The sequence below is a fragment of the Cardiobacterium sp. genome (assembly GCF_057314735.1).
The window spans coordinates 44,606-59,708 of sequence record NZ_DBHKZK010000029.1 but is presented as its reverse complement, the minus strand read 5'-3'; the positions used below and the strand labels follow the sequence as shown (position 1 = coordinate 59,708).

The following is a 15,103-nucleotide window of genomic DNA, read 5'->3' as shown; positions in this document are numbered from 1 at the left end:
GGTTAATAGATGCGGGCACCGATTCATGTATGGCCATCCTCACAAAGTCCAGTATGGCGAAGCGGTGCCTCGCACGGGATTCAGGGCAGTTTGCCATTCGGCGCCTCGCAAAGCGGGGCAGGTCGGGACGTCACACAAACCTGCGGCGCGGTCGTGGCGGCTTCGCTAAAATGCGCGCTGTTTTTCTACGGAGTTTACATCATGAAAAAAGGGTTGATAGCCGCCATGATTTTGCTGCTCGGCGGATTCGCGGCGTCGCCGTGGCTGACCGGAATCCTGGTTGAGCAAGAATTGCGGAGCAAAGTACAACAAGGCGTTGCCCCGCTGGAAATACCGGAATTTTCGGACATCAAATTGACGTTGGAGGATTATCAGCGTGGCTATGCGACATCCACGGCGACATTGCGCGTGGATATGGAAAAAGATTCTTCCCGCTATTTACTCGTCATTACTCATGCACCATTGATAAAAACCGGACAGGATCTTGCCCGTATCCGTATCGTGGATGAAGACAAATCCTGGCCGGAGGGCGATTCGCGTGTTAATTGGAAACGGCAATTGCTATGGACACAAACGCTGCCGCCACAACAAAATGGCAAAGTGTTTTTCCAGGGCGGCACAATTGTGATCAGTGGTGCGGAAAAAACATTTCCGCGCAATATGCACTGGGATGCCACTTTCAATGGTGGCCATGACGACACCTTGACCCTACTGCCCTGGCAATTCCAACTGGATGTGCAGGATAATAAGCTCTCGCTTTCTGTGGACAAAATCCACGCGCAGTTTGCCAACAAGAGTGAGTTTATCCTGGAAAAACCGCAAATGACCTTGGGCAACATTACAGTGGGTGGCAAAAAAACACGGGCCAATGCCAAGATTCATTTTGCCGGCGCGCGCATGACCAACCCCGATGGCACCGCAGATACCGTTTTTCATGACAGTTCGGTGATTTTGGGCATAGCGCAGGAAGGCGAAAGTTACGATTTGCTGGGGCATTTTGATGCTCACTTTACCATTGACGGCAAATTAAAATCGCGGCTGGCCGAACAATTCCCGCTTATTCCCGATCACCTTGAAGCAAAGGTATCGCTGCACAATGTGAGTGAAGATACCATCAAGGCGCTGACGGTATTTATAGACAGCATTGACGACACGAACAACAAACCGGATCTTATGGTCATGGGATTGGGATTGCGGCTCTATCAGGATTTGTTGATGCGCGACCTCATCGCAAAATATCAACTTTCTATGGATAGCGGTGATAAAAATATTCATTTTGGCATCCAGATTGCCGAGCATATTAAAGACAAAAAGACACTTGATAACCTGAAAATGGATAATGCCAAATCCATAATATCCACTTTCCAGGGCAGCACTCTGACTTTCCGCGCCAACAAGGAATGGTTTACCGATAACCCCAAGACCAGCATTATTCCGCTGAAATTTATTACCGGCAATCCGGCAATCATTGCGGATGACAAAGGCTACGCACTCGATATCAGCATTCAGGATGCGCATCTTCTGGTTAACGGCCAATCCCATGATGCCGCCGAAGCGCAGACGTTTTTCAACGCATTGACTGCATTCATACGCGGTGACCACAACCATGACGCGCAAACGCAAAAAAATTGACGGCGTACTCCTGCTCGACAAACCCGCCAGTATCAGCAGCAATCAGGCATTGCAGCAGGCGCGCTGGCTCTATCAGGCGGAGAAGGCGGGGCATGGCGGCACGCTCGACCCGTTCGCCACCGGGCTGTTGCCGGTGCTGTTTGGCGAGGCGAGCAAGTTTGGCCGCTATTTTCTCGATGGCGACAAGGCCTACGAGGCGACGCTCGCTTTCGGCGCGGAGACAGACACCGGCGACGGCACCGGCACGGTTATTCGCGAAGCCGCGCCGCCGCTGCTGGATGCGGTGGACTGGGCGGCGCTGTGCGCGCGGTTCAGCGGGGTGCAGCGGCAGGTGCCGCCCGCCTTTTCCGCGTTGAAAGTCGGCGGCGAACGCGCCTACGCGCTGGCACGGCGCGGCGAATTGCCGCAGTTGGAAGCGCGCGAAGTGGTCATTCACGAATTGCGTTTGCTCGGTGTGAACGGCGACAGCGCGCGCTTTTTCGTGCGCTGTGGCAAGGGGACGTACATCCGCAGCCTGCTGCGCGACATGGCGGCGGCACTCGGCAGCGCCGGGCATACGCGCGCGTTGCGGCGGATGGAAGTCGCCGGACTGCACTCGATGACACCGCTGGCGATGCTGCGCGGCTGGCAGGAAGCGGGCGACGTCGCTGCGTTGCAGGCGGTGCTGTTGCCGCTCGATTGCTGCGTCGCCCATTTGCCGCGCGTGGTGGTGCCGCCGGAGAAGCTGCGCTTTATCCGCAACGGCAACGACATCGCCTGCGACGCCCCACGCGGCGAGGTGGCGCTGTACGACGGCGCGCAGTTTTTCGGTGTCGGCGAGGGGCGCGACGGGCGGCTATTCCCGCTGCGCCTGTGCGCGCTGGCGCAGGCATAGATTTATACATACACGTTTCCCGCTATTGTGTATGTAAACGGCTTTTGACAGGAGAAGACCATGCGGCGTTTCTGCCTTTTTTTACTGGTATTGTTTGGGGTGACGGCTTTCGCGGCGGGAAATGAGGCGGCGAAGGCGGATGACAACGCGGCGCTCGCCGCGCTGGCGGATGTGCTGGAAAATCCGGCGCAGCGCAAGGCGCTGATTGCGCAACTGCGGCAGTTGAACGCGCCGGAGAAAGCCGCCACAAAGGCGGAAACCCCGGCGGCGGACGGCAAGGACAAGGCAGAGGCGCCCGCCGCAGCGGCGGACGACACGCCTGCCGGCGATGATGCGGCAAAAGCGGAGGAAGCCGCGCCGGACAAGGGTGATGCGCCCAAGGACGAGAAACAGGCCGAGGCGGAGGCGCTGAAATCGGTGGCGGAAAACGCGCGCGCGGCGGTGGTTTCGGCGGCGGCGTGGCCGAAAAAGGTGGCCGAGGCGGGCGTGCAGGTGCTGCGCGAGGTCGGCACGCGCATCAGCGACAGTTGGGATGCGCTGGTCGGCGCGTTTTCCGGGCGCGACGTGATGCTGCGCACCGTCAATTTCGATACCTTCGCGCAGGCGACGCTTAATCTGGCGCTGATTATCGGCGCTACCCTGTTGTTTTTGCGCGGGTTACAGTTGGCGAGCCGCCCGGTCAAGCGGCGCTTGCAGGAGCGGGCGCTGCGCGAGGGACGCCTGGCGCCGCTGGTGCGGCGGCTGATTGGCGTGGTTGGCGTGGCGCTGTTTGACGGCCTGGTATTGCTGCTGTCGCTGGTATTCGGCAACGTCGTCGCGCTGTTTGTCGTCGGCGAAGGCGGCGTGTTGAGTACGCAGGCGGCCTTTTTTATGCGCGCTTTTGTTTCCATTGAATTATTGAAGATTGGTATCCGTACCGTTTTCTATCCGCGCTATCCGGGATTACGCCTTCTGCCTTGCACCGATAATGTCGCCGCCTATTGGAACCGCTGGTTTGCCAATTTGCTGCATTTGCTGGGCTATGGCTATCTGGTGGCATTCCCGCTGATTAAAATCAATTTGTCGCCATCATTGGGCATGGTCTTTTCCGCACTATTGGCACTGACCGCTTTTATTTACGGCATGGTGGTCGTTATTCGCCAGCGCAGTGCGGTGCGGTTAGCATTACGCCATTATGCGGAAGAAACCAATAGCGTCATTTATGCCGGCGCATTGCGTATCTTTGCCTCCATTTGGCATTTGCTGGCAATTGCCTATTTCTTCATGCTGCTCATTCTGAACCTGCTCAGCGGTGAAAAAGAATTGCCGTTTGTCTTGCGCGCGACTTCTTATACCATTCTTTGGGTCGGCAGCGGCTTGCTATTATCCGCGCTGATGACGCAATACATTCACCGCACCATTCGCTTTTCTCCGGAAACAGCACGACGTTTGCCGGGCATTGAGCGACGGCTGAATTTCTATGTACCGCTTGCATTGCGCCTGTTGCGCTTTATCCTCATCTGGCTGGTCTTTTTCAACCTGCTCGGTGCCTGGGAAGTCATTGATTTGGATGCCTGGGCAGCATCGCCGCGCGGAATGCTGTTAATGGGAAAATTCTGGAATATCTTTATTATCCTGCTGGTCGCCATCATGATGTGGCTGGTGTCGGTGGTCTTCATCGAACGCTATTTGAGCGCGGAAATCGGTGTCGCGCCAAGCGTGCGCACACAAACGCTGTTGTCGCTCTTTCGCAGCGCCTGGGCGGTGGTGATATTTACCAGCACCGTTATCATGATTCTTACCGAAATCGGTATCAACATTGGCCCGCTGATTGCCGGTGCCGGGGTATTCGGTTTGGCGGTCGGTTTCGGCGCGCAAACATTGGTAAAAGATGTTATTACCGGGATATTTTTCCAGATTGAAAACGCGATTAACACCGGTGATATTGTCACCGTCGATGGCATTACCGGCCGCGCCGAACACGTTGGCATCCGCTCGGTTGGCATCCGCGACAGCTCCGGCACCTATCACTTGATTCCCTTTTCCAACGTCACCCGCGTTTCTAATTATATGCGCGGCCACGCCAACCATATCGCCGAATACGGCATTGCCTACCGCGAAAATATCGACGAAGCGATGGAACAATTACGTGCGGCATTCAACGAACTGGTCAAGGGCGACATGAAGCGCTACATTCTGGAGCCGATTAACATTCAGGGCGTATCGCAATTGGCAGATAGCGCGGTGATGCTGCGCGTTTCCATCAAAACCACGCCGGGCGACCAATGGGTGGTTGGTCGCGCCTATAACCGTCTGGTGAAAATCTATTTCGATGCGGCGGGCATTGAAATGCCATTCCCGCATATGGAAATCTATTTTGGCCAGGACAAGGACGGCAACGCACCGCCATTGCATATACGCCACCGCGCCGAAGAAAAAACGCGCCATACCGCCACCGTCCCAGAAAAACCGGCGGAAGCATTCCATGTCGAGAACAAGGACGATATCGCCAATTTGCCGGATTAAACACGCGCGCAGAAAAACCACGAAAACCGCTTGACGGCACCGGAGGCGCTCACTAAAATGCGCGCCTCATCCTTTGGCGGAGTATAGCGCAGTCTGGTAGCGCATCTGGTTTGGGACCAGGGGGTCGGGGGTTCAAATCCCTCTACTCCGACCAGCAACCCGAAACGTGCCCGTAGCTCAACCGGATAGAGCAACGGCCTTCTAAGCCGTAGGTTACAGGTTCGAGTCCTGTCGGGTGCGCCAAGCAGGATTTCTTTTCAATGGTGGGTGTAGCTCAGATGGTTAGAGCGCCGGATTGTGATTCCGGAGGTCGTGGGTTCGATTCCCATCATCCACCCCATCACGCTTTACCATAGCGTCTCGTATCTCCCAAAAAAACCGCTGTATTTACGGCGGTTTTTTGTTTTGCGGATTGCCATATCATCCCGCCGCGTCCCATTGTATCCCACGCAATCTGTGGGACATCCAGACTATATAGCCATCCACCGAAAGCCTCATACTGTGTTGCGTCGCCTCGCCGTACAAAAGCGTACTGTCTTCGGCGACGCGCCTTGTCTGAAACTTTCGGTGGATGGCTATAAAATCAAAGTTCGCCCCACTAAACCGCCCCGTATTTATAGCCGTTCACCGAAAGTTTCAGACAAGGCGCGCCGCTGAAGACAGTACGCGGTTGTACGGCGAAGCGGCGCAACACCGTATGAGGCTTTCGGTGGATGGCTATATCAATTCAAATTCCGCAGGCGGGTTGGTGTCTGTAAAGATTTGGCCATCCATTGTGTTATGGGGTTATTTCTGCACCCGTCTGACGCTCGCGATGTCTTTGACTTGCGCGATGCGGTCAATGACGCGCGAGAGCTGCTCCATGTCGGTGATTTCCAGGCTGAAGCTGCCGTAGATGCGGTTACGGTCGTCCTGTTGCATTTTGATGTCAAGGATGGGAATTTTTTCGTTGGCGAGTATTTGACTGACGTCGCGCAGCAGGTGCGGGCGGTCGAAGGCCTCTATCGCGATGTCCACCGCGAACTGCCCGCCCGCGTTTTCGTTCCAGTGCACGTCCATGATGCGCGCCGGGTGCGCCTTGGCGAGGTGTTGCAGGTTGGGGCAGTCGGCGCGGTGGATGTTCACCCCCCGCCCCTGGCTGATGAAGCCGCGTATTGGCACCGGCGGCACCGGCTGGCAGCAGGTGGCGAAGTTCACCAGCAGGTTGTCCACGCCGGCGACGTCGATGTTTTGCCGGCTTTGTTTGCGTGGCGCTTTCACCGGGATGCGGGCGAGACGTTCGTCCAGCGTCGGTTGTTCGGCGTTTTTTTGTTGGCGCAGCGAGAGTTCGTGGATAACGCTCAAGACGCCGATGTCGCCGAAGCCGATGCCTGCGTAGAGGTCGGTGATGCTGTGGGTGTTGAAGTGTTGCGCGAGGTCGTTCAGCAGTTTGTTGTCCGGGGTGATGCCGAAGCGGCGGCTTTCGCGCTCCAACATTTCTTGTCCGGCCTGGACGCTTTTTTCTTTTTCCAGTTTTTTGAAGTAGCTGCGTACTTTGGCTTTGGCGCGCGCGCTTTGCAGGTAGCCGAGGTGGTCGTTGAGCCAGTCGCGGCTGGGGTTGGCTTCTTTTTGGGTGAGGATTTCGACGCTGTCGCCGTTTTTCAGCGCGGTGGTCAGCGGCACGATTTGCCCGTTTACTTTGGCGCCCCGGCAGCAGTGGCCGAGCTGGGTGTGGATGTGGTAGGCGAAGTCGAGCGGCGTCGCGCCTTCGGGCAAATCGACGACGCGGCCTTGCGGCGAGACGGCGTAAACGCGGTCGCGGAAGGCTTCGTTTTTGAACTGGTCAAAGACGACGTCGCCCCGGTTGTGGTCGCCGCTTTCGATCATCCGCCGCAGCCATTCGATTTGCTGCTCGAACTGTTTGCTGTGGCGGATGCCTTTTTCTTTGTAGAGCCAGTGCGCGGCAACGCCAAGCTCGGCGTGTTCGTGCATTTTGCTGGTGCGGATTTGCACTTCGATGACGCGGTTTTCCGGGCCGATGAGCGAGGTGTGCAGCGACTGGTAGCCGTTCGCCTTGGGGTGGGCGATGTAGTCGTCAAATTCTTCGGCGATGGGCTGCCACAGTTCGTTCACCACCGACAGGGTGTGGTAGCAGTCGGCTTCGGTCTCCACTTCGACGCGCACCGCGCGAATGTCGTTCAACTGCTCGAAGCGCAGGCCTTTGCGCTTCATTTTCAGGTAGATGCTGTTGATGTGTTTGACGCGACCATAGAGGCGTTTGACGGTGACGCCCGCGTCGGTGAGGCGGTAGCGCAAGAGGTCGATGATGCGGGCGATGTAGCGCTCGCGATCAACGCGCTTGCCTTCGAGTTCGCCCGATATTTCCTGATAAATATCCGGTTCAAGGGTGCGCAGCGCGCGGTCTTCCAGCTCCCATTTGAGCTGGGCGATGCCGAGACGGTTCGCCAGCGGCGCCAGCAGGTCGCGGGTTTGCAGGGCGAGACGCTGTTGCTCGGCGGCGCTGTACTGGTTCATGTGGCGCATCAGCACGACTTGCAGCGCGAGTTTCAAGATAACGGCGCGCATATCGCTCGCCATCGCCAACAGCATTTTGCGCAGGCGCTCAAGGTCGCTTTGCTCCTGCTCGTGCAGGTGGTCGATGAGGGAGAGGTCGTCCAGCGCTTGCAACAGCGGGGTGACGGCCTTGCAGGGGCTTTCGGCGAGCGCTTCGGCGTCGAGATGCTTTTTCCGCCACGGCGCGACGAGCAGTCCGGCGGCAAGCAGGCTGGCATCGCCGCGCAGGTCGAGCAGGAGGTCAAGCAGCATCTGGCTGCGTTCGTCCGGCGGGGTCGGGGTGCGGGAGGCGAGTTCCCACGCGGCGGCAATGAGCTCGCGCGCGGCGGTGTCGGTGTAGTGTTCCTGGGCGGCGGTGAGCCAGGCGGGGTGGGTGGCGGTGTTCATTCGTGGTTTTCCGGGCGATTGGTTTGCTTGCAGAGTAGCGAGTCATATTCAAGGTGTGAAGTATAGCGCTTTCAACGCGCCTGACTGCCCGGTAGTGGCAAGACCAGCGTCTGCACGCCTCGCTGCGTTGGCAGCAGCTCCAGATACAGAAATGCGCCATCGCGGCGCATCCCTTTCGGCAAATGCACCGGGTCACGCAGAGTGGCAAAAGCGGCGAGATAGCGGTTCACGTTCAACAGGCGCGCCTGGTAGTCGTCCATGGTTGTGAGCCTGCACAATCCGTCGCGTGGTGCGCAGAAATCAAACACGGGATGCCGGGGCGGCACGGCCACTTCGCCGCGTGCGACCGCTGTCAATACTTCCGGCGCGGCGTAGCGGGTAAAGCCGCGAATGGAATAGCGGGGCAGATGCCGCAGTACGAAGGAATAGGCGACCGTCATCCAGTCGCCAACCGCCTCCGCCTCGCCCGACATGAAAAAGCGCCACTCACCATACATCTGCGCCGCCAGCGCCAGTTGCACGTTTGCCAGTGGCTGCAATTCGTCGCACGTTGCGGGCAGTGGCGCATCCGCAGGCAGCTCCGCCCGCATCGCCGCCAGCGGGCGTACGTTCTGCTCAAGCAGCGCCACGCCCACCATGGCATCCAGCAGCAGGTTGTCGCTCAGGAGCAAACGCCGCCCGATAACCGCCACATCACACGCCGATTGCAGCGCTGCTTCTTGTTCGCCGCTGACAAAGCGGAAGGCGTTAACCTCGCTCAGGGCAAAGAGGCGCGTAAATTTCGGCAAATCTTCAATGCTTGCCGCGCGGCGGAAATGGGCAAAGCGCAGCAACGGCGGCAAATCCGGCAGCAACGCGGCACGCTCCACCGCAGGCAGCGCCTGCCACAATAGCAAGTTTTTTCGCGCAACGGCGAGCGGCGCCGCTTCATCCCGCTCCATCCGTGGGATTTCCCTCGGTAACGGTGCCGTAGCCTCCAGCGTCACCGCCAATGCGGCGTAACCGCTGGCACCGCTGACCGGCGCACACGCGTTTTGCAACAGCGCGACGTCGGCAGGGTGCGGCGCGGAGAGCGTGCCAATCAATATGGCAAGGGTGAGGATTGGTGCAAACATGGTGATGCCGGGGGTTAGATGCGGTCGCGTTATTGGGGTTTATAGCCATCCACCGAAAGTCTCAGACAAGGCGCGTCGCCGAAGACAGTACGCAGTTGTACGGCGAGGCGACGCAACACTGTACAGGGCTTTGTGAGGATGACTATATGAAAAAGGTGCGCCGGGGCGCACCTTGTTTGTGTGGGGTTATTGCAGGCCGCGTTGTAGTCGTTCGAGGTTTTCGCGCACGTCCACGCTGATGCCGTCCACGGCAGCGAGTGTTTCCAGTTCGGCGCGTACCAGCGCTTTGCGTTCGTTGTCCATGCGGCTGACGATGGCGTAGCCGTTGAGCATTCTCGCCGCGACTTGCGGGTTGCTGAGGAGGATGCGGCGGATTTGGCTGGCGGCGAAGCGGTAGCCGCTGCCGTCTTCGGCGTGGAAGATGGCGGGGTTTTGTTGCATCAGGGTGCTGACCAGCGCGCGGAAGCGGTTGGGGTTGTCCGGGTGGAAGTCGGGGTGTTCGGCGAGTGCGGTGATGCGCGCCAGCGCGCCTTCGCTGTGCTCTTGTGCCTGTACCGCAAACCATTTGTCGAGGACGAGCGGCTGGTCGCGGTATTTGGCGTAGTAGGTGGCGAGCGCCTGTTCGCGGTAGTGGTCGTGGCGGCGGTTGAGCGCGTGCAGGACGTTCATGCGCGTGGTCATGTTGTCGGCGCGGTTGTGCCGTTCGAGCAGTTGTTGGCGGTAGGGTTCGTCTTCAAAGAGGGCGAGGGTGCGGGCGGCAAGGCCGCGCAGTTTGCGGATGCCTGCGTCTTTGATGCTGTATTTGCCGGAGGCGGGTTCGGGCGCGTTTTCGAGCCAGTCCACCCAGTCGCGCCGCATTTTCAGCGCCAGGATGCGGACGACGCGGTCGTGGGCGGCGATGGCCGCGCTCATGTTCACCGGGTCGGGCAGGGTATTGAGCAGGGTGTTCAGCGCCGGGATTTCGAGCAGCAGGGCTTTTTCGGCTTCGCTGCGTTTGTCGTGGGCGAGGATACTCTGCATGATGTCGCTCAAGGCGGCGCTGTGTTCGCGCAGTTCGCGCGGTTTTTTGAGTGCCTGCTCGAAGAGGCGGCGGTAGAGGATTTGCATCGCCTCGAAGCGGGCAAAGCCGTCCGGCGCGTGCGCGACGATGGCGGCGAGTTCGTCGTTGTCGTAGCGGTGCTGGTAGTACACCGGCGCGGAGTAGTTTTGCATGAGTACCGGGATGAGTTCCGGTTCGGCACGCTCGAAGGTCCAGGTGGCGCTGTTTTTTTCGAGGAGCAGGGTTTGTTCGTAGTTGCCGTCGGCGAAGCGGTAGAGGCGGCCGTTGCGGCTGATGAGGGCGAGGCGGATGGGGATGACCAGCGGGCGCGGCGGGGTAACGGCGCTCGTGTCTTGCATGGCGGCGACAGTGAAGCTGCGTTCGTGCTGGTTCCAGGAGGAGGTGAAGGTGATTTTTGGGGTGCCGCGCGTGGTGTACCAGTTGAAGTATTCGCCGGTGAAGTCGTATTCGCCGCCGTCGCTCATGGCGCGGGCGAAGTCTTCGATGCGCACGGCCTGGCCGTCGTGGCGTTCGATGTAGCGTTTCATGCCGCGCTGGAAGGCGGCTTCGCCGAGGATGGTGTGGTACATCCTGATGATTTCCGCGCCTTTTTCGTACACGGTGGCGGTGTAGAAGTTGTCGATGGCGGCGTATTCTTGCGGTTGTACCGGGTGGCTCATCGGCCCGGCGTCTTCAGGGAATTGCATGGCGCGCAGGCGGATGACGTCGCCGATGCGTTCCAGCGCGCGTTCGCCCATGTCGGCGGAAAATTCCTGGTCGCGGAAGACGGTAAGGCCTTCTTTGAGCGAGAGCTGGAACCAGTCGCGGCAGGTGACGCGGTTGCCCGTCCAGTTGTGGAAGTATTCGTGGCCGATGACCGAGCGGATGCCGTGGTAGTCTTCGTCGGTCGCGGTGTCGGTGTCGGCGAGGACGAAGCGGGTGTTGAAGATGTTGAGGGATTTGTTTTCCATCGCGCCCATGTTGAAGTCGCTGATGGCAACGATGTTGAATTGTTTGAGGTCGTAGCAGAGACCGAAGCGTTCTTCGTCCCAGTGGATGGCGTCTGTCAGCGATTGCATCGCGAAGTCGGTCTGGTTGATATAGGCCGGTTCGGTGTAGATGTTGAGGCTGATTTTTTTGCCTTTGGGCGTGGTGATACGGCGGCTGATGTGGGCGAGGTTGCCGGCGACGAGGGCGAAGAGGTAGCTCGGTTTGGGGTGCGGGTCGTACCACTGCGCGTAGTGGCGGCCGCCGGGCAGTTCGCCCTGGCCGTCCGGGTCGCCGTTGGAGAGCAGCACCGGGCAGGTGTTTTGGTCGGCTTCGATGCGCACGCGGTAGGTGGCGAGTACGTCCGGGCGGTCCAGTGTCGGTGTGATGCGGCGGAAGCCTTCGGCTTCGCATTGGGTGCAGTAGATGCCGTTGGAGCGGTAGAGGCCGGAGAGTTCTTTGTTGTCGTCCGGCTTCAGCCGCACCACGGTGTGCAGGGTGAAGTCGTCGGCGACGTTTTTCAGCAGCAGCAGCTCGCCGTCGTAGTCGTATTGTCCGGCGGTGAGCGCTGTGCCGTCGATTTCTATCACGTCGAAGGCGAGGTGTTCGGCATTGAGCGCGAGGTGTTTGTCCTGCGGCAGTTCCCAGCCGTTTTCGTCGTGGCTCGGCTGGTTGCGCACGATGTGCTGGCTGTGGCTGACCAGGACTTCTCCGCTGTTTTGCAGGTCAAATTTGAGTTCGTGGTGTTTGACCGTGAAGGCTGGCGGGCGGTAGTCCGCCAGCCGGATGGTTTTCAGTGCCGTCATCTCGCTCCGTCCGTGATGGGTGGGGTTAGTGGGTCTGGTTTTTGCTCGTCTGCGCTTCCACGACGGCGATGGCCGCCATGTTGATGATGCGGCGCGTGGTCGCGTTGTTGGACAGCACGTGTACCGGTGCGTCCACGCCAATCAGCATCGGCCCGATCATGGTGGCATCGGTCGCCGCTTTCAGCAGGTTGAGGCTGATGTTGCCCGCGTCGATGTTCGGCATGATGAGCAGGTTCGCCATGCCTTGCAGGCGGTTGTCGGGGAAGGCTTCCTGACGCAGTTGTTCAATCAGCGCGCAGTCGGCCTTCATTTCGCCTTCGATTTCAAGGTCGGGGCGGCGCGCGCGGATTCGCGCCAGCGCATCGCGCATATGGCGTGCGCTCGGCAGGTAGGCGCGGGTGCCGAAGTTGGAGGCGGAGAGCAGCGCGATTTTCGGGGTGATGCCGAACATTTCCATCATCTTCACCGCGTGCAGGGTGATGGCGGTGAGTTCGTCAGCGTTCGGGTTTTCATGCACCTGGGTGTCGGTGATGAATATCGGGCCTTTCGGTGTCAGCATCAGGCTGAGCGCGGCCGGTTGGCTCATGTCGTCGTGGAGGCCGAAGACGCCGCAGACGCGCCGCAGGTGGCGTTCGTAGCGGCCAATGACGCCGCAGAGCATGGTGTCAGCGTAGCCCAGTTTGACCAGCATTGCGGCGAGGGTGGTCGGGCGGGTGTTCATCTGTACCCGCGCTTCCGCCGGATCAATGCCTTCGCGCGCCCGCAGTTCGTGGTATTTGCGCCAGCATTCTTCGTAATGCGGGTTGTTCATCGGCTCGATGAGCTGCACGTCGCGATCCAGGTCAAGCTGCATATGGCCTTCGGCGAGGCGCTCCTCGATGCGTTTGCGGCGGCCAATCAGAATCGGTTTGGCGATGCCTTCCTGCACGCAGGCAATGGCGGCACGGATGACGCGCACATCCTCGCCTTCGGCAAAGGCAACACGCAGCGGGTTGGCACGGGCGCGATCCACAATCGGCTTCATCGCAAAGCCACTCTTGTTGAAGAGCAGCGCCAGTTTTTCCTGATACTCCGCCAGATTTTCCAGCGGACGGCGGGCGACGCCGCTTTCCATCGCCGCCTTGGCGACCGCGACCGGAATCGTCGAAATCAGGCGCGGGTCAAACGGTTTCGGGATGACGTAATCCTTGCCATAAACCAGCGCCTGACCGCCATAAGCGGCCATCACTTCTTCACCGGCGGGGGATTTGGCGAGGTCAGCGATGGCATAAACCGCCGCCATTTTCATCGCTTCGTTAATCGTGGTCGCGCCGACGTCCAGCGCGCCACGGAAGAGATAGGGGAAGCAAAGGACGTTATTGACCTGGTTCGGATAATCGGAACGGCCAGTGGCGACAATCGCGTCATCACGCACCGCGTGCACTTCTTCCGGCATGATTTCCGGCACCGGGTTGGCGAGCGCCAGCACCAGCGGTTTCGCTGCCATCGTTTTAATCATCTCGCCGGTAAGCAGCCCCGCCTGCGACACACCGAGGAACACATCCGCGCCAGCGAGCGCTTCAGCGAGACTGCGCGCGTCCGTCTTGGCGACAAACTCCGCCTTGCGCCCGTCGAGCTTGCCGGGGCGGCCTTCATAAATCGGCCCTTTGGAGTCGCAGACGATGATGTTTTCCTTCTTCACGCCCAAATTGACAAACATATCCAGGCACGCCATCCCCGCCGCGCCCGCACCGGACGCAACAACACGCACCTTGCCAATGTCCTTATCCTGCAAGCGCAGCGCGTTAATCAGCGCGGCAGAGGCGATAATCGCGGTGCCGTGCTGGTCGTCGTGGAAAACCGGGATGTTCATCCGCTCCTTCAGGCGGTTTTCAATTTCAAAACACTCCGGCGCCTTGATGTCTTCGAGGTTGATGCCGCCAAACGTCGGCTCCAGCGCGGCGACCGCCTCGATGAACTTCTCCGGGTCGGCCTGGTTTACTTCAATATCAAAGACATCAATCCCGGCGAATTTTTTGAAGAGCACGCCCTTGCCTTCCATGACGGGTTTACCGGCGAGCGCGCCGATATTGCCCAGCCCCAGCACGGCAGAGCCGTTGGAAATCACCGCGACCAAATTGGCGCGGGAGGTGAGGTAATCGGCTTGCAGCGGGTCGGCTTCAATCGCCTGACAGGCATAGGCAACCCCCGGAGAATAGGCGAGCGACAAATCGCGCTGGTTGTCCAGCGCCTTGGTCGGGGTGACGGAAACCTTGCCTGCGGTCGGAAAGCTGTGATAACGCAGGGCTTCTTCTTTCAAAGAATCGCTCATGTTGAAATCTCCAAAGGGTTACGAAAAAGTCGCGTAAGTTTAACAGAAAGCCACAAACACGGGTGTCGGTTTTTGCCGCCAAAGCGCACTGCGACGGGCGTTTACATACAGGATAGCGGGAAGGCGTCTGTAAACAGCCTTCAGGCAAACAGCCGCTGCCGCCGCGCCTCAAACAGCATCACGCCGCAGGCGACCGAGACATTGAGGCTTTCCATGCCGTCCGCCATCGGAATCTGCACGAGGAAATCGCACTGCTCGCGCAGGCCGTGGCGGATGCCCTCGCCTTCGTTGCCGACGATGACCGCCAGCGGTACGGTCAAATCCGTCGCATAGAGCGATTGCGCCGCGCCGCCCGCACCGCCGACGACCCAGATGCCCTGGCGCTGCATCCGCTCCACCTCGCGCCGCAAATTGCTGACACGGAACAGCGGCAGGATTTCCGTCGCGCCGCAGGCGACTTTTTCCACCACCGGCGTCACATCCGCCGCGCGGCTGTTGGGAATCAGCACCGCGTGCGCCCCCGCCGCCGCCGCGCTGCGCAGGCAGGCGCCGAGATTGTGCGGGTCCTGGATGCTGTCCAGCACGAGTAGCAGCGGCTTTTCCACCCCGGCGATGGCGTCTGTCCAGTCTGCCGCCTGCCCGCGCGCCTCGCTCAGCGCCGCCACGCCCTGATGACGCACGCCGGGCAGCATCATTTCCAGCTCATAAAGCGCGACCGTCTCCACCGGCACGCCGCGCGCCTGCGCCTCGGCGACCAGCGCGGCGAGATTTTTCGATTTTTTGTTGTCGGCGACATAAAGGCGCAATGCCTTGCCGTCTGCCAATAATTGCTGCACGGTGTGAATGCCACCGCTGATTTTTTCGCGTTTCATAAATACTCCGAATGTGTGGGGT

At 59.5% G+C, this 15,103-nt stretch carries 8 protein-coding genes and 3 tRNA genes; 6 read left to right on the top strand and 5 right to left on the bottom strand.

Annotation, left to right across the window (positions count from 1 at the left end; all coding sequences use genetic code 11):
- Window positions 1–201: 201 nt before the first annotated feature.
- From ACO54Z_RS03400 to ACO54Z_RS03375, 6 genes are all read left to right on the top strand, one after another.
- Complete coding sequence (locus ACO54Z_RS03400; RefSeq protein WP_485995754.1) at window positions 202–1,632, top strand: DUF945 family protein; 1,431 nt, start codon at window positions 202–204, stop codon at window positions 1,630–1,632.
- The gene (gene truB, locus ACO54Z_RS03395; protein WP_485995753.1) at window positions 1,607–2,506 is read left to right on the top strand and encodes a tRNA pseudouridine(55) synthase TruB; all 900 of its coding nucleotides are present in this window, start codon (window positions 1,607–1,609) and stop codon (window positions 2,504–2,506) included. Before ACO54Z_RS03400 ends, truB begins: the two co-directional genes overlap by 26 nt.
- A gap of 60 nt (window positions 2,507–2,566) precedes the next feature.
- Window positions 2,567–5,011, top strand: coding sequence for a mechanosensitive ion channel domain-containing protein (locus tag ACO54Z_RS03390; protein ID WP_485995752.1), 2,445 nt, complete (start codon window positions 2,567–2,569; stop codon window positions 5,009–5,011).
- A 77-nt stretch (window positions 5,012–5,088) separates the two neighbouring features.
- Window positions 5,089–5,165 (top strand) — tRNA-Pro (locus ACO54Z_RS03385).
- Window positions 5,166–5,177: 12 nt separating this feature from the next.
- Window positions 5,178–5,254 (top strand) — tRNA-Arg (locus ACO54Z_RS03380).
- Window positions 5,255–5,274: 20 nt separating this feature from the next.
- Window positions 5,275–5,351 (top strand) — tRNA-His (locus ACO54Z_RS03375).
- Between the two features lie 446 nt (window positions 5,352–5,797).
- Here the strand turns inward: ACO54Z_RS03375 and ACO54Z_RS03370 are convergent.
- The 5 genes from ACO54Z_RS03370 to rlmB all read right to left on the bottom strand — a co-directional run bounded on the left by ACO54Z_RS03370 (window position 5,798) and on the right by rlmB (window position 15,081).
- On the bottom strand, window positions 5,798–7,951 hold the full coding sequence (locus tag ACO54Z_RS03370; RefSeq protein WP_485995751.1) for a RelA/SpoT family protein: 2,154 nt from the start codon (window positions 7,949–7,951) through the stop codon (window positions 5,798–5,800).
- Window positions 7,952–8,022: 71 nt separating this feature from the next.
- Entirely contained in the window at window positions 8,023–9,066 is a 1,044-nt protein-coding gene (locus ACO54Z_RS03365; protein ID WP_485995750.1) for a hypothetical protein, read from the bottom strand.
- Window positions 9,067–9,252: 186 nt separating this feature from the next.
- The gene (pepN, locus tag ACO54Z_RS03360; protein ID WP_485995749.1) at window positions 9,253–11,898 is read right to left on the bottom strand and encodes an aminopeptidase N; all 2,646 of its coding nucleotides are present in this window, start codon (window positions 11,896–11,898) and stop codon (window positions 9,253–9,255) included.
- A gap of 25 nt (window positions 11,899–11,923) precedes the next feature.
- Window positions 11,924–14,209, bottom strand: coding sequence for an NADP-dependent malic enzyme (locus ACO54Z_RS03355; protein WP_485995748.1), 2,286 nt, complete (start codon window positions 14,207–14,209; stop codon window positions 11,924–11,926).
- A gap of 140 nt (window positions 14,210–14,349) precedes the next feature.
- A complete protein-coding gene (gene rlmB / locus ACO54Z_RS03350) occupies window positions 14,350–15,081 on the bottom strand; it encodes a 23S rRNA (guanosine(2251)-2'-O)-methyltransferase RlmB (RefSeq protein ID WP_485995747.1) in 732 nt (243 codons plus the stop codon).
- Window positions 15,082–15,103 lie beyond the last annotated feature (22 nt).

Coding starts and splice junctions, on each gene's coding strand:
- ACO54Z_RS03400 (WP_485995754.1), top strand. CDS start 202: ATGAAAAAAGGGTTGATAGCCGCCATGATTTTGCTGCTCGGCGGATTC.
- truB (WP_485995753.1), top strand. CDS start 1,607: ATGACGCGCAAACGCAAAAAAATTGACGGCGTACTCCTGCTCGACAAA.
- ACO54Z_RS03390 (WP_485995752.1), top strand. CDS start 2,567: ATGCGGCGTTTCTGCCTTTTTTTACTGGTATTGTTTGGGGTGACGGCT.
- ACO54Z_RS03370 (WP_485995751.1), bottom strand. CDS start 7,951: ATGAACACCGCCACCCACCCCGCCTGGCTCACCGCCGCCCAGGAACAC.
- ACO54Z_RS03365 (WP_485995750.1), bottom strand. CDS start 9,066: ATGTTTGCACCAATCCTCACCCTTGCCATATTGATTGGCACGCTCTCC.
- pepN (WP_485995749.1), bottom strand. CDS start 11,898: ATGACGGCACTGAAAACCATCCGGCTGGCGGACTACCGCCCGCCAGCC.
- ACO54Z_RS03355 (WP_485995748.1), bottom strand. CDS start 14,209: ATGAGCGATTCTTTGAAAGAAGAAGCCCTGCGTTATCACAGCTTTCCG.
- rlmB (WP_485995747.1), bottom strand. CDS start 15,081: ATGAAACGCGAAAAAATCAGCGGTGGCATTCACACCGTGCAGCAATTA.